The organism is Streptomyces sp. NPDC101393, from assembly GCF_044767385.1.
Classification (GTDB): domain Bacteria; phylum Actinomycetota; class Actinomycetes; order Streptomycetales; family Streptomycetaceae; genus Streptomyces.
This window is the reverse complement of the sequence record NZ_JBIWNU010000014.1, coordinates 88,111-110,233: the sequence shown is the minus strand read 5'-3', so window position 1 is coordinate 110,233 and position 22,123 is coordinate 88,111. Positions and strand designations below refer to the sequence as shown.

Sequence of the window (22,123 nt, the reverse complement as noted above, 5' to 3'; positions counted from 1 at the left end):
AACCCCCATGTGCCTGGCGGTACCCGGCAAGGTTTTGGACATCGAGGAGCGGGACGGCACCCGTATGGCCAACGTCGACTTCGGCGGTGTGGTCAAGGAGGTGTGTCTGGAGTACGTCCCCGATCTGGCGGTCGGTGAGTACGCGATCGTCCATGTGGGCTTCGCTCTGCAACGCCTGGACGAGGAATCGGCCCGGAAGACCCTCGCCCTCTTCGAAGAACTCGGTCTGCTGCAGGAGGAGTTCGGCGATCCGTGGGAGGCGGCGGCCGGTGGCGCGCCGCCGTGGGCCACCGAGGCGCGGGCGGTACCGGGGGCGGACAGCAGCGACGGAGCGCGGGAGGCGCGGCAGTGAAGTACATCGACGAATTCCAGAACCCGGAGCTGGCCCGGCGGCTGCTCGATGACATCCACGCCACGGTCACCAGGCCCTGGGCCCTGATGGAGGTGTGCGGAGGTCAGACCCACACCATCATCCGGCACGGGATCGACCAACTCCTTCCGGAAAAGGTCGAGTTGATCCACGGTCCGGGCTGTCCGGTCTGCGTCACGCCGCTGGAGGTCATCGACAAGGCCCTGGAGATCGCCTCCCGTCCCGACGTGATCTTCTGCTCCTTCGGGGACATGCTCCGCGTCCCGGGCAGCGACCGTGACCTGTTCCGGGTCCGCAGCGAAGGCGGCGACGTACGGGTCGTCTACTCTCCGCTCGACGCGCTGAAGATCGCTCAGCAGAACCCGCGGCGCGAGGTGGTGTTCTTCGGCATCGGCTTCGAAACCACCGCCCCGCCCAACGCCATGACGGTGTATCAGGCACGCAGGCTGGGCATCCCCAACTTCAGCCTGCTGGTCTCCCATGTCCGGGTGCCCCCGGCCATCGAGGCCATCATGACGTCACCGAGCTGCCGGGTGCAGGCATTCCTGGCCGCCGGGCACGTGTGCAGCGTGATGGGCATGGGGGAGTACCCCGAGCTGGCCGAACGGTTCCAGGTGCCCATCGTGGTGACCGGCTTCGAACCCCTCGACATCCTCGAAGGCATCCGCCGCACCGTCCGCCAGCTGGAACGCGGCGAGCACAGCGTGGAAAACGCCTACCCGCGCGCCGTCCAGGCCGACGGCAACCCCGCGGCCCAGGCCATGCTGGAGGATGTCTTCGAGGTCACCGACCGGGCCTGGCGCGGTATCGGCACCATCCCCGCCAGCGGCTGGCGGCTGTCCTCCCGCTACCGCGACTACGACGCCGAACACCGCTTCTCGGTGAGCGGCATCACCACGCGTGAGCCCGCCGCCTGCCGCAGCGGCGAGGTCCTGCAGGGCCTGATCAAGCCGAACGAGTGCGCGGCGTTCGGGACCACCTGCACCCCGCGCACCCCGCTCGGCGCCACCATGGTCTCCAGCGAGGGCGCCTGCGCCGCCTACTACCTCTACCGCCGACTCGGCGTCACGCCCACCCCGCTGGAGGCGAGCCCCGTTGCCTGACACCACCCTCCCCGCCGCCAAGGGCCCCTCCTCGGCCGACCGTGAAGCGCCCGCCGTGGACATCGCCGGCTGGACCTGTCCGGCACCGCTGCGCGATCAGCCGCGGGTGGTCATGGGGCACGGCGGCGGCGGCGCGCTCTCCGCCGAACTCGTCGAGCAGGTCTTCGCGCCCGCCTTCGGCGGCGCCATCCTCGCCCAGCTCGGCGACTCCGCGGCGCTGAACCTCGGCGGCGTACGCCTGGCCTTCTCCACCGACTCCTACGTCGTGCGGCCGCTCTTCTTCCCCGGCGGCAGCATCGGCGACCTCGCCGTCAACGGCACCGTCAACGACCTTGCCATGAGCGGCGCCAGGGCCGCCTACCTCTCCTGCGGATACATCTTGGAGGAGGGCGTCGAGATGTCGGTGGTCGCCCGGGTCGCCGAGGCGATGGGTGCGGCCGCGCGGGCCGCCGGCGTCGAGGTCGTCACCGGCGACACCAAGGTCGTCGAGGCGGGCCACGGCGACGGCGTCTACCTCAACACCGCCGGCATCGGGCTGATCCCGGCCGGCGTCGACCTGCGCCCGCAACGGGTCGTCCCCGGGGACGTGGTCATCGTCAGCGGTGACATCGGCGTGCACGGTGTGGCGATCATGAGCGTGCGCGAGGGACTGGAGTTCGGCGTCGAGATCGAGAGCGACTGCGCGGCTCTCGGCGGCCTCGTCGAGACCATGCTCGCCGTCACCCCTGACCTGCACGCACTGCGCGACCCCACCCGCGGTGGCCTGGCCGCCGCCCTTAACGAGATCGCGGCCGCCTCCGGTGCCGGTGTCGTCATCCGGGAGCGCGACATCCCCGTCCCTCCGACGGTGGGCAACGCCTGCGCCATCCTCGGTCTCGACCCGATGTACGTCGCCAACGAGGGAAAGCTGGTGGCGTTCGTCCCCCGTGAGCACGCCGACGCCGTGCTCGACGCGATGCGCGCGCATCCGCTGGGCGCCGGTGCGGCGGTGATCGGCGAGGTGGTCGAGGAACACCCCGGGATGGTGGTGGCCCGTACCTCGCTCGGCGGCACCCGCGTGGTCGATCTGCCGCTGGGGGAGCAGTTGCCCCGGATCTGCTGACGGGGAGCGGGACGGCGGCTGTCGTGGTGCGGCCGCCGCCCGCGCCGCCCGGCGTGCGGGTCACAGGGGCCGTGCCGCAACGGCCGTGCCCCGGATGGCCCACCCGGACCGGCTCCCCGCACGACAGTGCTCGTCACGGCTCCTAACGTCGACCCTGTGACCTGCCCGACCACGGCGCAGCGGACGACCCGGGCCGCCTGTCACGCACCGCTCCGTGACATCGAGCCGATGGACACCACGCATGAGCACATCCGCAGAATCGCCTCCCGAAACCCCTCCCGAACCCGTTCCCGCACCCGCCCTGGACTTCCCTCCCGACGTCCCGCTGCGCATCGCCAGAGGCCACGCCGAGCCCGAGGAGCTCGCCGCCCTCACCGTCATCCTGTACACCCGCCTCGCCCACCTGCGGGCCGCGGCCGACCGGCATGAGCCGGAGCCGCGCGCCGCGTCGCGCCACGCCGCCGGCGCCCGGCCCTCCTGCTGGTCGGGCTGCTGGACCTGCGGCTGAACGCGGCAGGCGGGTGCGCGGCAACCCCGGGCACCCGCCCGCCGTTTCCCTCCCGGACCTCCCCGCATGCTTCGCCGTGGGCGGGTAGGAGAACGAAGCGGGGCGAGCCGAAGGCAACCCGTGAGGCGGACACAGGGAAGCAGTACCTAGGCAGGGAGCAGTGGGATGACGTTGCCGTGGCGTGAGGACGAGCACTGGCGTCAGCGGTATCCGCAGCCGGGCCCCGACTGGACGCAGGGCATGCCGCAAGGCCGGTCGGAGCCGCTGACACCGATGGGGCGGATCGAACAGTACGGCCGGATGGGCGGCGCCCTCCGCGGCGGATATCTCGCGCCCTGGCAGCGCAGAGTGATGCACGCATTCGTCATCGGGGCCGTCGTCGTCGCCGTGGCATCGGTGCTGCTGGCCGTCTACGGCTGACCGCTGCCGCCGTGCCCCCGGCCGCTGCCCGCGGATCGCCGGGCCACGGGCCGCTGCGACGACAGCGGTTCGGGCTCCCGCCCCGGTCCGGCGGCGTACCGTGCCGCGAGCGCCGCCGCCACGAGGAATCCCGCGGCGCCGACGAGCACCGCGGTGTGCAGGCCCGCGACGAGGCCGCCGGCGATCAGCGTGCCGAAGAGGGCGACGCCGAGCGCGCTGCCCAGCTGGCGCGCGGCGTTGAACACCGCCGCGGCGGCGCCACCGCGGTCGGCGGGGACGGACTCCATGACGGCGGCGGTGGCGGCCGGCATGGTCAGCGCGGTACCGAGACCGGCGGCGGCCATCGGCACGACGAGCACGGCATAGGGCGTGTCCGGGCCGGCGAACACCCAGCCGGCCAGCCCCGCCGCCCCCACCACGAGGCCTGCCACCATGGGCGGTCGCGGCCCGGTCCGCGCGGTGACACGACCCGCCAGCGCGGAGCCGACGGCGATGAGGCAGACGGCCGGCAGCAGCGCGAGCCCGGTGCGCAGGGCGCTGTAGTGGTGCACCTGCTGGAAGTACAGCGGCGCGAGGAACAGCAGCCCGTAGAACCCGGTGTTGAGCAGCAGGCCGATGACCGTGGAGGCGGAGAATCCCGCGGCGCGGAACAGGGCGAGCGGCAGCATCGGCGCGGGCGAGCGCCGCTCCAGCAGCAGGAAGGCGACGAGCGCGACGGGGAACACCCCGAAGGCGCCGAGGACCACGGGATGCGTCCAGCCCAGCGCACCGGCCTCGATGCCTCCGGTGGCCAGACCCGCCAGGCCCACCGCCGCCGCGGTCTGGGCCCGGAGGTCCAGTCCGCGGCGGCTGCGGTCGGCGGCGGATCCCGGGACGTGGCGCACGCTCAGCATCAGCGCGGTGAAGCCGACGGGAAGGTTCAGGAGGAACACCGAACGCCAGCCCAGCCCGGCGACGAGGACGCCGCCCAGCACCGGCCCGGCCCCGGCGGCGAGCCCCGCCACCATGCCCCAGACGCCGAACGCACGGGCCCGCTCCGCCCGCCCGGGGTAGGCCGCCCGCAAGAGTGACAGCGAAGCGGGGACCAGCAGGGCCGCGCCGACACCCTGGATGAGCCGGGCCAGGATCAGCACCGCCGACGTCGGGGCGGCGGCGCATCCGGCGGACGCGAGCGTGAACACCAGCAGTCCGGCCAGGAACACCGGTTTGCCGCCCAGCCGGTCGCCCAGCCCGCCGCAGAAGAGCAGCAGCCCGGCGAAGACCAGGGTGTAGCCGTCCACCACCCATTGGAGCCCGGTCACCCCGGAACGCAGCGCGTCGCCGATCACGGGCAGGGCGACGGTGACGACGGTGACATCCAAAATGACCATGAAGTACCCGAGGCAGACGGCCACCAGGGGCAGCCGGGGCATCCGGCCACCGGCAGGGGACCGGGGGTTTCCGCTGGGCGCGTCGATCGTGGGCATGCCGTCAGTGTCCGGCCCCAACGCTACGGCGCCTGCCGAAAGGTGCCGGTGGGCCAGGGCTGCCCTCCCGCGGGCCCGGGACCTTTCGCCGTCCGCCGAGACGTCCCCGGCGTACCGTCGAGACATGAGCGCCCGTACCGAAACCGACGTGGCCCACGTCGCCGCGGCGATCGGCGACCCCTCCCGCGCCAAGGTGCTGCTCGCCCTCGCCGGGGGCGGGGCGCTGTCGGCCGGTGCGCTCGCCGCCGAGGCCGGTGTCAGCAACTCCACCATCAGCGGCCACCTCGCGAAGTTGCGCGAGGCCCGCCTGCTGACCGTCGAACTCGACGGCCGGCACCGCTACTACCGCATCGCCACCACGGACGTCGCCCGCGCGCTCGAACAGCTCGCCCTCATCGCCCGCCGCTCCCGGTGCGGTCGCTGAACGCGGACACCCGCGCGAAGGCTCTGCTGCGGGCCCGTCTTTGCTACGACCACCTCGCCGGGCGCCTCGGGGTCGCGGTGATGGACGCGCTCCGGGACGAAGGCTTCCTCGCCGCCGAAGGGGCGCCCCCGGGGGAGGCGCCGCCCGGTGACGCAGCGGGGGACACCGCCTACGTCCTCACCCCGCACGGCCACCGTGAGCTCGGCCGCTTCGGCGTCGACACGGACCGCCTGCCGCGCCGTCGCGCCACCGTCCGCTACTGCGTGGACTGGGCCGAGCAGCGCCACCACCTCGCCGGTTCCCTCGGCGCCGCCCTCACCGCCCGGATGTTCGCGCTGGAGTGGCTGCGGCACGGGAAATACCGCCGGGTCGTCCGCCTCACCGAGGCCGGCCGCGCGGGCCTGGCGTCGACGTTCGGCCCGAACAGTCAACTCTGCTGACCACGGCGCCCGTTGGGCGAATCTCGCGGTGCTGCACCCGGTGCCTTCCGCCGTGCTGTGCGCCGGCCGCGGGCCGCGGTGTGCCGCCTCTGCCGGGCGCGGGGGCGGGGTGGCGTGAGACTTCGGGGTAGCGGAGCGGCAGAATCCACATCGAGGCCCGGCCGACCGGGCCCCTCAGAGCGGAACACTGCACCAAGGAGGACTTTTTCGTGTCGGAGCGTCAGGAATCAGGCGGGGGCGACGGGGCCGGCGCGCCTTCCGGAGTACGCGCGCAGGAGAGCCGATTGCGCAAGGACCTGGGGTTCTGGGGGCTGACCGGCATCGGATTCTCCAACATCGTCGGCTCCGGCTGGCTGTTCGCGGCCCTGTACGCCGCGCAGACCGCGGGCCCCGCCGCGCTGCTGTCCTGGGTCGGCGCCGGTCTCTTGTGCGGCCTGGTCGCCCTGGTCATGATCGAGCTCGGCGCGACCCGACCGGAGGGCGGCGGTACGGTCCGCTGGCCGCTCTTCGCCAGCGGACGGCTGGTGGGCACCCTTGTCGGCTGGTCCGTGCTGCTGTCCGTCGGCGGTACCGCGGCCGAGATCAGCGCCATCATGCAGTACGCCGCGCACTACCTCCCGGACATCTACAACGGCCACACCCTCACCTTCCCCGGGCTGGCGCTCGCCGCCGGACTCAGCGTGCTGCTGACGGCGCTGAACTGGTTCGCGGTGCGGATGTTCGCCCAACTCAACAACCTGATCTCGGTGTTCAAGATTGCCGTGCCGGTGATCACGGTGATCGCCCTCGTCGCCTCCGGCTGGCACTCCGGCCGTCTGACGGACCACGGGGGCTTCGCGCCGTACGGCTACGTCGCCTGCCTGACCGCGCTGGCCGGTGGCGGCATCGTCTACTCGGTCAACGGATTCCAGGCCCCGCTGGACTTCTCCGGCGAGACCCGCAATCCGCGCCGGACGATCCCGGCGGCGGTCCTGACCGGCATCGGCCTCGCCCTCCTGATGTACCTCGCACTGCAGCTGGCGTTCCTCTTCACCGTCCCGGAGAACCTGCTCGGCGGCGGCTGGAAGGGCGTGTCCTTCGAGTCGCCGTTCGGCCAGCTCGCGCTGATCCTCAATCTGCACTGGCTGTCCAGCCTGCTCTACGCGGACGCGGTGATCTCGCCCGGCGGCTCGGCGTACGTCGGCGTGGCGCTCAACGCCCGGCACACCTACGCGCTCGCGAAGAACGGCACCATCCCGCGGTTCTTCATGAAGGTGAACGAGCGGTTCGGCGTACCGCGCCGGGCGCTGGCGATCAACCTTGTCGTGATCATGGTCTTCCTGCTGCCGTTCGGTGGCTGGCAGGACATCGTCAGCGTCATGGGGGACATGTACCTGCTGATCTACGCGGCCTCCGCGGTCGCCGTCGCCGTGTTCCGCGCCGAGCCCGGCGGCAGCACCGCCGGCTGGGTCCCCGGCCTGGACTGGATCGCACCGCTCAGCTTCGTGGTGGCCACCGAATTCGTGTACTGGTCGGGCTGGGACGATCTGCGGTTCGCGCTGCCGCTCGTACTCGGCGGCCTGCTCATCTTTCTGGCGATGCGGCGCTCCCGGCACCAGGCGGGTCTGTCGCTGGCCACCGAACTCCGCACCGGCGCCTGGCTGGTGGTCTACCTCGTCGTGCTGACCGTCGTGTCGTGGCTGGGCACCTTCGAGGGGTCGGGCCGGCTGCCGGCCCCCTACGACTCGGTGGCCGTGGCGGCCATCGCGGTGGCGGTGTTCTTCTGGGCCGTACGGTCGGGCGTCAGCCAGCTGGTCGCCTCGCGGGCCGCGACCGCCTGACGGACAAGGACGGAATGGCGGGGCGGGGCGGGGACGGAGGCCGGTCTTCGCCCCGTTTTCTGCCGTCAAGCGGAAGTCAAACCGCAGAAATATGATGAATTCGGGCACCGCGGCTCCGGTGTGAGCGACGAGGCCCGCAGTCCGCCCCGGGCCGGACCCGCGGCCGGCGGCGGACGGCCAACCGGTGCGGCCGGTCCGGTGCCGGGACGCGCCACGTCAGGAGGCCAGTACGGATATGCCGCGCGGCGAACACCCCGCAGCGGCCCATGAACCGAAGCACCCTGGAGCGGTCCATGTCCCGGCGTCGTCCCCCGCGGTCGGCGAGCGCCGACGACCTGCTGACCACGCTCGGCCGGCTGACCGCCAAGGCACGCGAAGGCGCCGAGCTGCAGCAGGCGCGGGTGGAACTCGCCGAGGCACTCCAACGCGAGATGCTGCCCGCCTCCCTGCCGGAGGTACCGGGCCTGCGGACCGCGGCCGGCTACGCACCGGCGCGGCACGGCCTGGACATCGGCGGCGACTGGTTCGACGGCTTCCCGCTGCCCGACGGGGCGCTCGCCTTCTCCCTCGGGGACGTGCAGGGGCATGACGTCGAGGCGGCCGCGTTCATGGGGCAGATCCGGATCGGGCTGCGCGCGGTGGCCGCCGGCGTCGCCGACCCCGGCGAGGTCCTGAGCCGGGCCAACGACCTGCTCCTCTCGGTGGGCAGCGGCCTCTTCGCCACCTGCACCTTCCTCCGCTTCGACCCGGCCACCTGGGAGCTGTCGAGTGCCCGCGCCGGCCACATCCCCGGCATCTGGGCCACCGTCGACGGACGGTTCGGCCTCGCCGAGGACCCCGGCGGCCTGCCACTGGGCATCCTCCCGGGCGAGCCCTACCCGGTCACCCGCCGTCGGCCGTCGACGGCAGGGGTGTTCGTCCTGCTCACCGACGGGGTGATCGAGGGCCCCTCCTTCCCGATAGAGGCGGGCCTGGCCCACGTGACCCGGTTGGTGCGCGAAACGGCGGGCGACGACCCGGCCGACGTGGCCGAGGGGGTGATGGGCATCGCCGAACTCACCGGGCACACCGATGACGCCGCGGTGCTCGTGCTGCGCTTCGACGCGGCGGCGGACAGGGCCGGGTGAAGCGCGGACGGGTCATGCGTGTCGCGCCCGGCGACCGGCCACCGCCGTTGTCTGATGGCTGATGTGGTGCGTACCGAGGAGTTCCGGCGTCCGGCCGCGGCGGCCCTGAGAATCCTCGGTCTCGCCGCCGTCTACTACGCCGCAGGGCGGATCGGCCTGCTGGAACAGGTCGTCATCGCCGGCGCGGTGGTCACGCCGCTGTGGCCGCCCACGGGCATCGCCCTGGCCTCGCTGTTCATCCTGGGCCTGCGGACCTGGCCCGGGATCGCGCTCGGCACGATGCTGGTCATCCTGACGATCAGCTCGCTCGCCGTCAGCAGCCTGCTCATCATGCTGGGCAACACCCTCGCGCCGGTGTGCTCCTACCTGCTGCTGCGCAAGGTGGGCTTCCGGATGGAACTGGACCGGCTGCGCGACGGGGTGGCGCTGGTGGCGCTCGGTGCCTTCGGCGGAATGCTCGTCAGCTCGACGGTGGCCTCCGTGACCCTGATGGTCAGCGGAAGGCTCCCGGCGAGCGGATTCTGGCCCGCCTGGGCCGCCTGGTGGGTGGGTGACGCGATGGGCGTCCTGGTGGTCGCGCCGCTCCTGTTCGCGCTGCGCACGGTCCGGTGGCCGCGCGCCATCCGTATCTACCGATGGGCCGAAGGCGCGGCACTGCTGGTCAGCGCCGTGGCCGTGTCGCTCGTGGCGACCAGGACCCCGCTCGCGCTGCTGTTCCTCGTCTTCCCGCTGATCGTCTGGGCGGCGCTGCGCTTCCAGCTCCTGGGGGCCGCGCCGGTCGTGCTGCTGGTGTCCGTCATGGCGATCGTGGCCGCCACCCGCCGCATCGGCGCGTTCGAGGGCCAGAGCCTCTTGCAGGCCATGGTCAACCTCCAGGCCCTCAACGGATCCGCGGCGCTGACCGCGCTGCTGCTCTCGGCGATCGTCACGGAGCAGAAAACCGTCCGGCAGAAGATCGAGCAGGCCTGCGAGGAACTGACCGAGGTGGTGGAACGCCTCGCGCCCGGCGAGCGCACCCCCCGTTGGCCGCCCGCCGACGGAAGGAGCCGCTGAGCCCGCGCCTGCCCCCTGAGACGCGCAGGCCCTCCCGCGTCCGTCAGTCCTCCAGCAGCTTCCCCAGGTCGTAGCCGACCGGCTCCTCCAGCTGCGCGTACGTGCAGCTCGCGGGCGTACGGTCGGGGCGCCAGTGGCGGAACTGGGCCGTGTGCCGGAATCGGCTGCCCTCCATGTGGTCGTAGGCGACCTCGCACACCCACTCGGGGCGCAGCGGCACCCACGACAGGTCCTTGCCGCCGCTCCAGCGGCTGGGCCCGCCGGGCATCCGCCGCGACGCGTGGGCCGCCTCCTCGGCCCAGTCGCCCCAAGGATGCTCCGACACGTCGTCCATCCGCAGCGGCGCCAGCTCCTCGATCAGCTGCTTGCGCCGCGCCATCGGGAACGAGGCGCACACCCCGACGTGCTGCAGGTCGCCCTTGTCGTCGTGCAGTCCCAGGAGCAGCGATCCGACCACCGGCCCGCTCTTGTGCAGCCGGTAGCCGGCGACGACGCAGTCCGCGGTCCGGGCATGCTTGATCTTGAACATGGCGCGGTCGCCCGGCCGGTACGGCAGATCCAGCGGCTTGGCGACGACCCCGTCGAGCCCCGCCCCCTCGAACTGCGTGAACCAGGTGCGCGCCAGCTCCTGGTCCTCGGTCGCGGGCGCCGTGTACACCGGCGGCCCGGCCGGCCCCAGCGCCGCCACCAGTGCTTCCCGCCGGGCCGCCTGCGGTTCGTCCAGCAGCGCATCGGAACCCAGCGCCAGCAGATCGAACGCCACGAGCGAGGCGGGCGTCCGCTCGGCGAGCGTACGGACCCGGGAGTCGGCCGGATGGATGCGTTCGAGCAGCTCCTCGAAGTGGAGCCGGCCGTCGTGCGCGATGACGATCTCGCCGTCGACGACGCAGCGACGCGGGAGTTCGGCCCGCACCGCCGTGACCACTTCCGGAAAGTAGCGGGTGAGCGGCTTCTTCGTGCGGCTGGCGATCTCCACCTCGTCGCCGTCGCGGAAGACGATGACGCGGAATCCGTCCCACTTGGCCTCGTACTGCATGCCGGCGGGAATGTCGGTCACCAGTTTCGCGAGCATGGGGGAGACCGGGGGCATGACAGGCAGATCCATGGTCCCGATCCTGCGCCGTGCGTCCGCTTCCCGCGCGTCGGGGAGGCACCGCCCGGCGCGCGGCGCCGCCCTGCGGAACATAGCGTGGAGACATGGCCGCAGGAGCTGTTGAGCTGGACGTCGCCGGGCGCACGGTGCGTCTGTCGCATCCCGACAAGACGTATTACCCGGAGCGCGGGTTCACCAAGCTGGACGTCGCCCACTACTACCTCGCGGTCGCCGACGGGGTGCTGCGCGGCCTGCGCGACCGGCCCACCACCATGCAGCGCTTTCCCGACGGCGTCGAGGGGGACTTCTTCTACCAGAAGCGGGCGCCCAAGGGGCTGCCCGAGTGGCTGCCCACCGCCCGTATCGCCTTCCCCAGCGGGCGGTTCGCCGACGAGATGTGCCCCACCGAACCCGCCGCCGTCCTCTGGGCGGCCAACCTCGGGTGCCTGACCTTCCACCCGTGGCCGGTGCGGCGCGGCGACACCGAGCACCCCGACGAACTGCGGATCGACCTCGACCCGCAGCCCGGCACCGACTTCGCCGACTCCGCCACCGTCGCCCTCGAACTGCGGGAGCTGCTGACGGAGCACGGACTGCGCGGCTGGCCGAAGACCTCCGGCGGCCGAGGGGTGCACGTCTACGTGCCGATCAGCCCCCGCTGGACGTTCACCGAGGTCCGGCGCGCGGCGATCGCCGTGGCGCGGGAACTGGAGCGCCGGATGCCGGATCAGGTGACCTCCGCCTGGTGGAAGGAGGAGCGCGGCGAAAAGGTCTTCGTGGACTACAACCAGATGGCCCGCGACCGGACCATCGCCTCCCCCTACTCCCTGCGCGCCCGGCCCCGCGCGACGGTCTCCACACCCCTGCGCTGGGAGGAACTCCCCGACGTCACACCCGAGGACTTCGACCTGCGAACGGTCCCGCCGCGGTTCGCCGAACTCGGCGATCTGCACGCGGAGATGGACGACCACGCCTTCGGACTCGAATCGATCCTGGAACTCGCCGACCGGCAGGAGCGGGACGACGGGCACGGCGACAAGCCCTATCCGCCCGACCACCCGAAGATGCCGGGCGAACCGGCCAGGGTCCAGCCGAGCCGGGCCAAAAAGCACTGACCGGCGGCCGGTGGACACCGGCGCCGCCCATGACCTGAACGGCGGAAGGCGCCGCTGCCCGCCCCGGCCGTACCTGGCCTGCCGTACGGGACGCGAAGCGGCGTTCGGCGCCGCCCGTCCCCGTGCGGCGACCACGGGGGACGGGCAGCATTCGGCCCGTGGAGAATGACAAGAAACCCCCGGATGCGCAGCCGACGGCACGGGCAGGAGCGGCGAACCAGACGCTCTCCCTCGCGGCCATGCTCTTCGCCGTGTCGATGACGTTCATCGACCAGACGATCGTCTCCATCGCCGCCCCCGACATCACCGACGAACTGCGGCTGTCCTCGTCGGGGATCCAATGGGTCGTCAACGCCTATCTGCTCTCCCTGGCGGCGTTCTTCGCGCTGGGCGGCCGGCTCGCCGACATCGTCGGCCACCGGCGCGTCATGCTGATCGGCACCCTGGTCTTCGTCATCGCCTCCGCGTTGTGCGGCGCGGTACCGAGGGGCGACTTCGCCCAGACCTGGCTGATCCTTTTCCGGGCCGTGCAGGGGTTCGGCGCCGCCTTGATGTTCCCGGCCGCCCTCGCGGTGGTCGTCATGGTCTTCCCCGTCGAACGCCGCGGCCGGGCGCTGGCGCTGTTCTTCGGCCTCTCCGGCGGGCTCACCGCCATCGGCCCGATTCTCGGCGGCTGGCTCACCACCTGGACCTGGCGGGCGATCTTCTGGGTCAACGTGCCCATCGCGGTGATCGCCATCGTCCTGACACTGCTGGCACACATCCCGGGGGACGGCCGCCGGGAGCCGCTGGACTGGCGCGGCGCGATCCTGATCGCCGCCGGTATGGGACTGAGCGTGCTCGGGCTCCAGCAGGCCTCCGCCTGGGGCTGGGACAGCGCCGCCACCTGGGGCTGCATCGTGGGCGGGCTGCTCGTGCTCGGGCTCTTCATCCGCCTCGAACTCCGCACCCGCCACCCCCTGATCACCCTGCGGGTGTTCGCCGACCGGGCCTTTGTGGCCGACAACGCCGTGCTGTTCTTCGCCATGATGGCCTTCGTCCCGGTGTTCTTCTTCGCCTCGGTGTACGCCCAGGTCGCGCTGGGCTCGTCGCCGAACGAGGCCGGTCTGTACCTGCTGGTCTTCTTCATCGGCTTCGGCGTCGCCTCGCAGCTCGGCGGCCGGATCCTGGACACCCGCGGCGCCAAACCCGCGCTCCGGCTCGGGACGGCACTCGGCGCCGTCGGCTTCGGGTTGTGGGCGCACAAGCTGACGGACCTGTCGCTGAGCGCCCAGTGGCCGTACATCGTGCTGGCCGGCGCCGGCATCGGCTTTCTGCTGGCCCCCGCCTCGACGGACGCCGTCAATCGCGCCATCAACGCCTCCTACGGCGAGGTCACCGGCATCACCCAGACCATCCGCAACTACGCCGCCAGCCTCGGCCTTGCCGTGCTGGGCACCGTGCTCACCACCGTCACCACCGACCGGATCGTGGCGAGCCTGGAGGACCGCGGACTGTCCGCCGGCACCGCGCACCGCATGGCCCGCGGCATCGCCGAAAGCCTGTCCGGGCAGGGCGGCGGACCACAGACCGGCAACGGTGCCCCCTCACAGGCCACGCAGGAAGTCATGGACGCGGTCCGCAGGGACTTCGCGGAGGGCAACCAGATGGTCTTCTACGGGATGGCCGCGGCGCTGGTCGTCGCGTTCGTGTGCGCGCATCTGCACCCCGGGACCCGGGTGACACAGGCGCCGCCGGACGCATGAGGACGCGGACCGCCCGAGGCCGGGGCGCTCCGGGGCGCGGGCGGGGCACTTCGTGCCTATCGTTGAGTGCCACCCATCGTGAGCACGGTTGAGGCAGGCGGCACGTGAGCGAACCCGGCATCGACTACGCGGCGGTGTTCCAGGCCCTGCCGGGTGCTGCGCTGCTGCTCACCCCCGAGCTGGTGATCGTCGACGTCAACGAGGCCCATCTGCGGCTCTCGGGGCTTCAGCGGTCCCACCAGATCGGCCGCTACCTCTTCGACGTCTTCCCCGACAACCCCGGCGACCCGGCGGCCTCCGGGGTGCGCAACCTCGAGGAGTCACTGATGCGTGCGGTGGCCACCGGCACGTCCGACGCCATGCCGGTGCGGCGCTACGACGTGCAGGACCCGGACCGTCCCGGCCACTACGCGGAGCGGTACTGGAGCACGGTCAACTCCCCCGTGCTCGGCCCCGACGGCACGGTGCTCCTGCTCGTGCACCGGGTCGACGAGGTCACCGAACTCGTCCGGGCCGTCGGCATGGGCGCCACCACGGACCGCGCCGGTGAACGCCAGCAGATGGAGGCCGATCTCTACACCCGCGCAAGGGAGCTGCAGGACATCAACGAGCGGCTGCGCCAGGCCCACGCCCGCGACCGGCAGGTGGCGCTCGCCCTCCAGGACGCGATGCTCCCGGCGCCCCGGCAGGTCGGTCACCACCGGGCGGCGGTGCGCTACCGCCCCGCCATCGGCGCGCTCAACGTGTGCGGGGACTGGTACGAACTCGCCGACCTGCCGGGGGACCGGATGGCCGTGGCCGTGGGCGACGTCGTCGGCCACGGGCTGGAGGCCGCCTGCGTCATGGGCCAGCTCCGCAGCGCCCTGAGCGCCGCCATTCTGGTGGCCAGGGGGCCCGCGCAGGCCCTGGAGGTGCTCGGCCTCTACGCGCGCACGGTGGACGGCGCCGAATCCACCACCGCGGTGCAGGCCATCATCGACTGGGGCACGGACACCCTCACTTACAGCAGCGCCGGGCATCCACCACCCGCCCTGCTGCACCCGGACGGCACCGTGGTGTTCCTGGACGGCGCCACCGACCCGCCGCTGGGGGCCAGACCCGAGCAGCATGTGGCCCGCCCTGAGGCACAGCTGCCGTTCACCGACGGAGCGATCCTGGTCCTCTACACCGACGGGCTGATCGAACGCCGCGGCCAGGACATCGACGTCGGGCTCGCCTCACTCGCGGGGTCGCTCTCCCGGCACCGCGGAAGCGACCCCGAGGAACTCGCCGACGCCCTGCTGAGGGACCTGCTCCCGCCGGGCGGCACCACCGACGACACCGCCCTGGTCATCATCCGGCTCTGACGACCGCCGCCGGCCGCCCGGCGCGGGGCCGTCGGCGCGGTGCCGCGGTCGGCGCAATCCCGGGCGCGGGGGAGTGGACTTCCGCGGCGCCCGACCGCCGCCGGCGCGGTCGCGGTACCGATCTCCCGGACTCTGACGGTCAGCAGCTACGACGGGACCGGCGCGTGCGCACCGCGACCACGGCGGCCCGGTCTGGGGGACGCGATGTGCTGGAGCGCGACGGCGGATCTGGTGGCGGGCGCCGCCATCTGTGCGCTGGGAGCGGCCGGTGTGACGCGGCTGCGCCGGGCCTGCGATCTGCCATTGGCCGCACTGCCCTTGCTGCTCGGCGCCCACCAGATCATCGAGTCCGTCGTCTGGCGCTCCGGAGGCGGCAGCGGCCCGGCCACGGTGGCCTGGGCGGTCATCGCGCTGCCCCTGCTGGCGGTCTGGGTGCCCTTCGGGGTGCTGCTCGCCGCACCGCCGCGAGCCCGGCGCCGACTGCTCCTCCCGGCCGCCATCGGGACGGCCACCGCCGCCGCCCTCGCGTACTTTCTGGCCACCCGCCCGGTCACCGCCGACATCCGCGGCCACACCGTCGGCTACCTCTTCGACCTGCCGTATGCGCCGCTGCTCGTCACGGGCTACCTCCTGGGCACCGTCGGCTCCCTGCTGCTCGCCGATGATCCGCTGCTGCGGCTGCTCGGCGCGCTGGTCGGGGCGGGGGCGGTGATCTGTGCGCTGCTGTGGCGGCTGGAGTTCGTCTCCACCTGGTGCGCCTTCGCCGCGGTGGCGGCCCTGATGCTGCTCGGCTGGGTGGGCAGGACCCCGCGGCGGCAGGCCGCCTAACCCTCGCGGCCTTCGGCCCGCGACGTGCGCGTGCACGGCCTTGGCCGCAGCCTGGTCCCATGGACGAGCAGCCACCACGGGTGACCGTGCACCCGCCGGGCCCGGACGGGGCACGGCGGGTGACGGTCACGGGCAGGAGACCGGGCACCGCCCACCGGATCGAGGACCTGGTGACCTACCTGCGGCATGCCGGGCTGGACGAGGTGGAGGTCGAGGAGACCGACCTCATCGAATGGCAAGGCGGCGGCCCCGAGGTCTGGAGCGGATAGCAGGTGTCCGCCGGCGGTTCAGCCCGCGGCATTGCCCTCCTGCTCCGCCTGCCGGCGCAGCTCCTTCTTGTCCGGCTTGCCCGCGTCGGTCAGCGGCAGCGCGCCGGTGAACGTGAGGCGGGCCGGCTCGTACATCGCACCGCGCGCCTCGCGCACCATGGCACGCAGCTGCTCCGCGTCGACCCCGCCGCCGGGGGCGGGCACCACCACGGCGTGCACCCGCTCCATGCGGTCGGCGTCCCGGACACCGAAGACGGCGCTCTGCAGGACCTGCGGGTGCGAGTTCAGCAGGTCCTCCAGTTCGGTGGTGTACACATGGCCGCCGACCACGACGATCATGTCCTTGATCCGGTCGACGATGGTCAGGTAGCCGTCGTCGTCGAGGAATCCGATGTCCCCGGTGTGCAGCCAGCCGCCCCGCAGCACCTCGGCGGTCAGCTCGGGCTGCTTCCAGTAGCCCTGCATGATCATCTCGGAGCGTACGCAGACCTCGCCGTGCTCCCCGGCCGGCAGATCGCGCCCGGACTCGTCGCGGATCGCCACCTCGACCTCGGGCAGCACCTTCCCGGCGGAGCGCAGCCGGTCCGGGCGGGCCGGGTCGTGGTCCTCGGAGGTCAGCACGCTGATGCCGCCGGCCTCGTTCTGCCCGTAGCCCTGCAGCAGCACCGGACCGAAGGCGCGTACCGCGTCGGCGATGCGGGCGGGGGACGCCTGGCAGCCGCCGTACGTCAGGGTGCGCAGGCTGGAGGTGTCGGTGTGCGGCGCGTCGGGGTGGTCCATCAGCTGGTAGAGCAGCGGCGGCAGCAGGAACAGGTCGGTGATGCGCTCCTGCGCGATGGTGGCGAGTGCCGCGCCGGGTTCGAAGTCGTCGTGCAGGACGACGGTGCCGCCGTCGTGCAGCGTGCTGTCGGCGATCATGCCGGCGGCGTGCGCGAGGGTCGTGCAGACCAGCTGGCGACGCCCGCTGCCGGGCTCCTCGGTCATGACGCTGCTGAACCACCGCACCTGGTCGAAGGTGGTGCAGATGCCCTTGGGGTGTCCGGTGGTGCCGCCGGTGTGGCGGATGGTGCACACGTCCTGCGGCTGCGCCCGGCCGGCGAACGGCTCGGCCGACTGCCCGGCCGCCAGCTCCAGCAGGTCCTCGCCCAGCTTCGCGCCGCCGAGCGTGAGAACGGCCGGAATGGAGGCCAACTCGGCTATCTCCGCGGCCCGTTCGGCGAAACGGGGGTCGACGATCAGGGCGTGTGTCTCGACGTCGCGGACGATGGCGGCCTGGGCGTCGGCGGACAGCTTGTTGTAGAGGAAGTTGACCCGGCCGCCCGCCAGGTTGGCCGCGTAGCGCGCGGCGATGATCTCCGGGAGGTTCCCGCTCAGCAGCGTGACGGTCCGGCCGCGGTCGACGCCCTGGGCGTGCAGTGCCCGTGCCATGCGGTGGACCAGGTCGCGGAACTCGCCCGCGGTGACCCGCCGGCCTTGATGGACGAGGGCCTCGCGCTCGGGATCGGCGCTAAGTGCATCGAGGTTCTCCTCTACGTAGGTACGGAAGGTCGGGGCGGCGGCTGACATGTGTAGGGCTTCCTCCTGACGCCGGTGTGAGTGTTCACGTACTCCGGCGGTGCGGCATCCGGGTAGTTAGTTGCTAGAGGCAACTAAACCCAGAGTAGCCCCTATTGATCAACAACTCCAAGTCGACGGGCGGCCGTACCGAAGGCTCTCGGCCACACCGGAGCCTCCCCGGCGCCGCGAAATTCTCGATGAAGGAAATCCAGCGTCTTGGAAACTGCTCGCATCGGGGGAAAGATCTCCCGAGCAGGCCGCTCTCCCTGCGGGTCCCTCCCCACTGGAGGGATGATGGAGGGCAGCACAAGCACGGCGAGAGACGGCCGGTGCGCGGAGAGCACCACGGCTGTCGGCCCCGGGAGGCCGACGGAAGGAGTGCTGGATGGGTGCGACCGACGCGTTCCCCGAGGACGTCGCCTCGGTGGGGGCAGGTCCGTCCGAGCCCGGCGGCCTGCTCGACGTGTTGGGCGTGGCCGCCGTGATGCTGGACGCCCGCGGCCGCATCACGCTGTGGAGCCCGCAGGCCGAGGAGCTGTTCGGCTGGACCCCCGAGGAAGCGCTCGGGCAGTCGGCGGCGCACCTCCTCGTCGGTCCCGAACACCTCGACCTGGTACTCGGCCTCTTCTCCCGTGTCATGACCGCGGGGGAGAGCTGGGCGGGCGTCTTCCCGGTACGCCACAAGGACGGCAGCACCCGGCTGGTCGAATTCCGCAATATGCGGCTCCAGGACGAGCAGGGCGCGTCCTACGCCCTGGGCATCGCCACCGACCAGACCGTGCTGCGACGCGTGGAGCGCGATCTGGCGCTGTCCGTACGGCTGGTGGCCCAGTCGCCGATCGGCCTGGCCGTGCTGGACACCGACCTGCGGTTCGTCATGGTCAACCCGGCACTGGAGCGGATCAACGACCTGCCCGCCGAGGGGCACATCGGGCGTCATGTCAGCGACGCCCTGACCTTCCTGGACACCGACGTCATCGTGTCCCGGATGCAGGAGGTCCTCGCCAGCGGGACACCGCTGCTCGACCAGTTCACCGTCGGCCGCACCACCGCCGAGTCCGGTGACGAGGCCTGGTCGGTCTCCTACTACCGCCTGGAGGACCCCGGCGGCCGGGTCCTCGGCCTCGCCACCTCCGTGGTGGACGTGACGGAGCAGCACCGCGCCGCCAGTGAGGCCGCCCGCGCCCGCCGCCGGCTCGCCGTCATCGCCGACGCGTCGGCGACCGTCGGCACCACCCTGGACGTCGACCAGACCGCCCATGAGCTGGCCGATGTCATCGTGCCGGAGCTGGCCGACCTGGCCGCCGTGGACGTCCTCGACGCCGTCCTGGACAGCCGCCGCCCGGCCGGGCTGTCCCGCGGCGGCCCGGCCCGCTTCCGGGCGCTGGCGGTGGCCACGGCGTACCCCACCGACGCGGTCCGCGCCGCCGACCCCACCGGCCAGATCGCCTCCTACGAAGCCGACCGGCTCATCACCCGCTGTGTCACCGACGGCCGCCCCGTTCTCGTGGCCCAGGTCCAGGAGGAGGACCTGCGGCACATCGCCGCCGACCCCGAGGGCGCCGCCCTCCTCGGCCGTGCGGGCCTGCATTCCTACCTCGCGGTACCGCTGATCGCCCGCGGCGAGGTCCTCGGCGCCCTGTCGCTCTACCGCGTCCGCAACCCGCTGCCGTTCGACGAGGACGATGCCGTCCTCGCCGTCGAACTGGCCGCGCGCGCCGCCGTCTGCATCGACAACGCCCGCTCCTACCAGAGCGAACGCCGCACCGCCCTCACCCTCCAGCGCCACCTGATGAACCACCGGCCGCCCCAGCCCACCGGTATGCAGATGGCCTTCCGCTACCAGCCGGCCCAGGCCGCCAGCGAGGTCGGCGGTGACTGGTTCGACGCCATCCCGGTCGCCGGCGACAAGACCGCGCTGGTGGTCGGCGACGTCATGGGCAGCGGCATCAACGCCGCCGCCACCATGGGGCAGCTGCGCACCACCACCCGCGCCCTCGCCGACCTGGACCTCGACCCCGCCGAGGTGCTCCGGCACCTCGACCACATCGCGGCCGGCCTCGATCCGGCCTTCGCCACCTGCCTGTACGCCGTCTACGACCCGCACCGCGAGCTGTGCCGCATCGCGGTGGCCGGCCACCTCCCGCCCATCGTGGTGCGGCCGGGGAAGGCCCCCGAACTGCTCGATCTGCCCACCGGCGCCCCGCTCGGGGTCGGCGGTGTCCGGTTCGAGCAGACCACCGTGCCGCTGCACGTCGGCGATCAGCTGGTGCTCTACACCGACGGCTTGGTGGAAACCCGTGACCAGGCCATCGACACCCGCCTGGACGTGCTCCTCGGCCTGCTCGCCGAGCCCGAGCGCCCGCTGGAAGCGCTCTGCGACTACCTCCTGGGTGCGCTCCGCCACGAGAACGATCACGACGATGTCGCGCTGCTCATCGCCCGCGCCCACGCGCTCGACGCCTGACGGCTCACCTCCGCAGGACCCTCTGAATCCCGCCACCCCCATCGGATCCGGCCACCGCGCTGAGGAATCCGTACGCCCCGCCCAGGCGCGCCATTGCCGCGTAATCCGTGCGTGTCTGGCTCATGAGGAGCGGATCAGGGCCTCAAGAGGCCTTGTACGCAACTGATTTCGTTGCCCATGGGACCTTGACGTACGACCCGGCCGGGGGTTGTATTCGGTCACCGAAGCGAAGCCGGCAGTTTTCCCCGACTGCACCGCTTCGAGGCCCTCACCGCAGAAGGTGCCCCCTTCCCGCCGCCAGCACCGATGGGACACGGATGACTGATACACCCTCCACACCCGTTGCCTCCGCGACTCCCGAGAGGGACCCGCACCGAACGACGGAGGGGAACACCCCCCAACTCACCCGCTCCATCGGTGTGGTGGGAGGCACGCTGCTCACACTGTCCTGCCTGACCCCGGCGTCATCGCTCTTCGTGATCGTGCCGGACTCCTTCGCCTCGCTGGGCACCGGAACGGCCCTCACCATCGCCATCGCGGCCCTGCTCTGCATCGGCGTCGCCTTCACCTACTCCGAGCTGGGCACACTCGTCCCGAGCTCCGGCGGCGAGTACGCCATGGTGGGCACCCTCATGGGCCGGCTCGCCGGATGGCTGGTCTTCGTCCTGTCACTGATCGTGGTCATGATCGTGCCGCCGATCATCGCCCTGGGCACCGCCGAATATCTGGCCCCGATCGTGCATCTCGACCCACAGTTCACCGCGGCCGGCGTCATGCTGCTGGCCACCGCCATGGGCCTGCTCGACCTGCGGGCCAACGCCTGGATCACCGGCATCTTCCTGGTCCTGGAGGTCGTGGCCTGCGCCGTCGTCGCGTTCCTCGGCTTCACCCACACCAACCGGTCGGCCTCCGTGCTCGTACATCCCGTGATCGACGCGGGCCACGGACACAGCACCGCCCTGACCGCCGGCCTCATCGTGACCGGGCTGGCCACCGCGCTCTTCATCCTGCAGGGCTTCTCCACCGCCGTGTACCTCGCGGAGGAGATGGACAACCCACGCCGCAACGTCTCCCGCACCGTGCTGTGGACACTCGGCATCGGCGTCGCCGTCGTGCTCGTCCCGGTGATCGCGATCACCCTCGGCGCACCCGACCTGGCGACCCTCGGCGCCGGAGACGTGGCCGGAATGGTCGAGTCCTGGAGCAACTCGGGCGTCGGCACGTTCGTCAGCCTCTGCATCGCCCTGGCGATCATCAACGCCGCGATCGTGATGGTGATCCAGAACTCCCGGGTGGTCTTCTGCTCGGCGCGCGACGCCGCCTGGCCGAACCGGGTCAACCGCGTCTTCTCGCACGTCGGCAAGCGCTTCGGCTCGCCCTGGGCGGCCACGCTGGGCGTCGGCGTCCCCGGGGCGGCCCTGTGCTTCGTCAACCTCGACACCCTCAGCGAGGTCACTGGCGTGGCCGTCGCCGCGATGTACGTCTTCGTCGCGCTGGGCGCCCTGGTCTCCCGCCGCGGCGAGCACAAGCACCGGCTGGCGTGGCGGATGCCGCTGTGGCCGGCGATCCCGGCACTGCTCGTCCTGGTGCTGGCATGGGTGCTCTGTCAGCAGAGCACCGAGAGCCTTGTCATCACCGGCGCCATCGTCGCGGCGGCGGCCCTGTACTGGGCCTGCTACCTGCGCCCCCGGCAGGAGACCCACTGGGTCATCTCGGTACCCGAGGACGAGCGGGCACCGGCCGCGGAGCCGGACGCCGCCGGCACGGACGGCGATCCCGAGGGTGAGCCCGCGACAGTCCCGGCGTCCGCCTAGGCCGTATCCGCAAAGGCCCGTCTTCCGCCCGGAGGACGGGCCTTTGCGGCGTCCGG

At 72.2% G+C, this 22,123-nt stretch carries 20 protein-coding genes; 17 read left to right on the top strand and 3 right to left on the bottom strand.

All coding sequences use genetic code 11. The annotated features are described in order from the left end of the window. Positions 1 to 7: 7 nt before the first annotated feature. The 5 genes from ACIRQ7_RS34255 to ACIRQ7_RS34235 all read left to right on the top strand — a co-directional run bounded on the left by ACIRQ7_RS34255 (position 8) and on the right by ACIRQ7_RS34235 (position 3,503). Positions 8 to 352 (top strand): HypC/HybG/HupF family hydrogenase formation chaperone, encoded by a 345-nt coding sequence (locus tag ACIRQ7_RS34255; RefSeq protein ID WP_404266441.1) that lies wholly within the window; start codon positions 8 to 10, stop codon positions 350 to 352. Further along, positions 349 to 1,473, top strand: coding sequence for a hydrogenase formation protein HypD (gene hypD / locus ACIRQ7_RS34250; RefSeq protein WP_404266440.1), 1,125 nt, complete (start codon positions 349 to 351; stop codon positions 1,471 to 1,473). The genes ACIRQ7_RS34255 and hypD overlap by 4 nt, the downstream gene beginning before the upstream one ends. Further along, positions 1,466 to 2,575, top strand: coding sequence for a hydrogenase expression/formation protein HypE (hypE, locus tag ACIRQ7_RS34245; RefSeq protein ID WP_404266439.1), 1,110 nt, complete (start codon positions 1,466 to 1,468; stop codon positions 2,573 to 2,575). The genes hypD and hypE overlap by 8 nt, the downstream gene beginning before the upstream one ends. Positions 2,576 to 2,816: 241 nt before the next feature. Beyond that, complete coding sequence (locus tag ACIRQ7_RS34240; RefSeq protein ID WP_404266438.1) at positions 2,817 to 3,083, top strand: acyl-CoA carboxylase epsilon subunit; 267 nt, start codon at positions 2,817 to 2,819, stop codon at positions 3,081 to 3,083. A gap of 165 nt (positions 3,084 to 3,248) precedes the next feature. Next, on the top strand, positions 3,249 to 3,503 hold the full coding sequence (locus ACIRQ7_RS34235) for a hypothetical protein (protein ID WP_404266437.1): 255 nt from the start codon (positions 3,249 to 3,251) through the stop codon (positions 3,501 to 3,503). On the opposite strand, the gene ACIRQ7_RS34230 is transcribed toward ACIRQ7_RS34235, so the two are convergent. Next, positions 3,494 to 4,969 (bottom strand): MFS transporter, encoded by a 1,476-nt coding sequence (locus ACIRQ7_RS34230; protein WP_404266436.1) that lies wholly within the window; start codon positions 4,967 to 4,969, stop codon positions 3,494 to 3,496. The genes ACIRQ7_RS34235 and ACIRQ7_RS34230 overlap by 10 nt on opposite strands. A gap of 124 nt (positions 4,970 to 5,093) precedes the next feature. Here ACIRQ7_RS34230 and ACIRQ7_RS34225 point away from each other — a divergent pair, with 124 nt between their 5' ends. The 5 genes from ACIRQ7_RS34225 to ACIRQ7_RS34205 all read left to right on the top strand — a co-directional run bounded on the left by ACIRQ7_RS34225 (position 5,094) and on the right by ACIRQ7_RS34205 (position 9,833). Then, positions 5,094 to 5,393, top strand: a complete 300-nt coding sequence (locus ACIRQ7_RS34225; RefSeq protein WP_404266435.1) for an ArsR/SmtB family transcription factor — start codon at positions 5,094 to 5,096, stop codon at positions 5,391 to 5,393. Next, positions 5,381 to 5,833, top strand: a complete 453-nt coding sequence (locus tag ACIRQ7_RS34220; protein WP_404266434.1) for a hypothetical protein — start codon at positions 5,381 to 5,383, stop codon at positions 5,831 to 5,833. Before ACIRQ7_RS34225 ends, ACIRQ7_RS34220 begins: the two co-directional genes overlap by 13 nt. Positions 5,834 to 6,117: 284 nt before the next feature. Continuing rightward, complete coding sequence (locus ACIRQ7_RS34215) at positions 6,118 to 7,653, top strand: APC family permease (RefSeq protein WP_404266460.1); 1,536 nt, start codon at positions 6,118 to 6,120, stop codon at positions 7,651 to 7,653. 293 nt (positions 7,654 to 7,946) lie between these two features. Further along, positions 7,947 to 8,780 (top strand): PP2C family protein-serine/threonine phosphatase, encoded by an 834-nt coding sequence (locus tag ACIRQ7_RS34210; RefSeq protein WP_404266459.1) that lies wholly within the window; start codon positions 7,947 to 7,949, stop codon positions 8,778 to 8,780. Between the two features lie 63 nt (positions 8,781 to 8,843). Then, a complete protein-coding gene (locus ACIRQ7_RS34205; RefSeq protein WP_404266458.1) occupies positions 8,844 to 9,833 on the top strand; it encodes an MASE1 domain-containing protein in 990 nt (329 codons plus the stop codon). A 43-nt stretch (positions 9,834 to 9,876) separates the two neighbouring features. Here ACIRQ7_RS34205 and ACIRQ7_RS34200 read toward each other — a convergent pair whose 3' ends face one another. Continuing rightward, entirely contained in the window at positions 9,877 to 10,938 is a 1,062-nt protein-coding gene (locus ACIRQ7_RS34200) for an ATP-dependent DNA ligase (protein WP_401477924.1), read from the bottom strand. A gap of 92 nt (positions 10,939 to 11,030) precedes the next feature. Here ACIRQ7_RS34200 and ligD point away from each other — a divergent pair, with 92 nt between their 5' ends. The 5 genes from ligD (at position 11,031) to ACIRQ7_RS34175 (ending at position 16,229) form a co-directional block, all read left to right on the top strand. Continuing rightward, a complete protein-coding gene (gene ligD, locus ACIRQ7_RS34195) occupies positions 11,031 to 12,041 on the top strand; it encodes a non-homologous end-joining DNA ligase (RefSeq protein WP_403669440.1) in 1,011 nt (336 codons plus the stop codon). 239 nt (positions 12,042 to 12,280) lie between these two features. Further along, complete coding sequence (locus ACIRQ7_RS34190) at positions 12,281 to 13,786, top strand: MFS transporter (protein ID WP_401478417.1); 1,506 nt, start codon at positions 12,281 to 12,283, stop codon at positions 13,784 to 13,786. Between the two features lie 104 nt (positions 13,787 to 13,890). Beyond that, positions 13,891 to 15,132 (top strand): PP2C family protein-serine/threonine phosphatase, encoded by a 1,242-nt coding sequence (locus ACIRQ7_RS34185; RefSeq protein WP_404266433.1) that lies wholly within the window; start codon positions 13,891 to 13,893, stop codon positions 15,130 to 15,132. A gap of 204 nt (positions 15,133 to 15,336) precedes the next feature. Then, positions 15,337 to 15,960, top strand: coding sequence for a DUF6629 family protein (locus ACIRQ7_RS34180; RefSeq protein WP_404266432.1), 624 nt, complete (start codon positions 15,337 to 15,339; stop codon positions 15,958 to 15,960). A gap of 59 nt (positions 15,961 to 16,019) precedes the next feature. Next, positions 16,020 to 16,229, top strand: coding sequence for a hypothetical protein (locus ACIRQ7_RS34175; RefSeq protein ID WP_404266431.1), 210 nt, complete (start codon positions 16,020 to 16,022; stop codon positions 16,227 to 16,229). Positions 16,230 to 16,247: 18 nt separating this feature from the next. Here ACIRQ7_RS34175 and ACIRQ7_RS34170 read toward each other — a convergent pair whose 3' ends face one another. Next, positions 16,248 to 17,795: an AMP-binding protein gene (locus tag ACIRQ7_RS34170; RefSeq protein WP_404266430.1), complete on the bottom strand. Its 1,548-nt coding sequence runs from the start codon at positions 17,793 to 17,795 to the stop codon at positions 16,248 to 16,250. Positions 17,796 to 18,171: 376 nt separating this feature from the next. On the opposite strand from ACIRQ7_RS34170, the gene ACIRQ7_RS34165 reads away from it, so the two are divergent. Then, a complete protein-coding gene (locus ACIRQ7_RS34165) occupies positions 18,172 to 20,253 on the top strand; it encodes a SpoIIE family protein phosphatase (protein WP_404266429.1) in 2,082 nt (693 codons plus the stop codon). Between the two features lie 317 nt (positions 20,254 to 20,570). Beyond that, positions 20,571 to 22,067 carry an APC family permease gene (locus ACIRQ7_RS34160; RefSeq protein ID WP_404266428.1) on the top strand — a complete coding sequence of 499 codons (1,497 nt, stop codon included), beginning with the start codon at positions 20,571 to 20,573 and terminating at the stop codon, positions 22,065 to 22,067. Positions 22,068 to 22,123 lie beyond the last annotated feature (56 nt).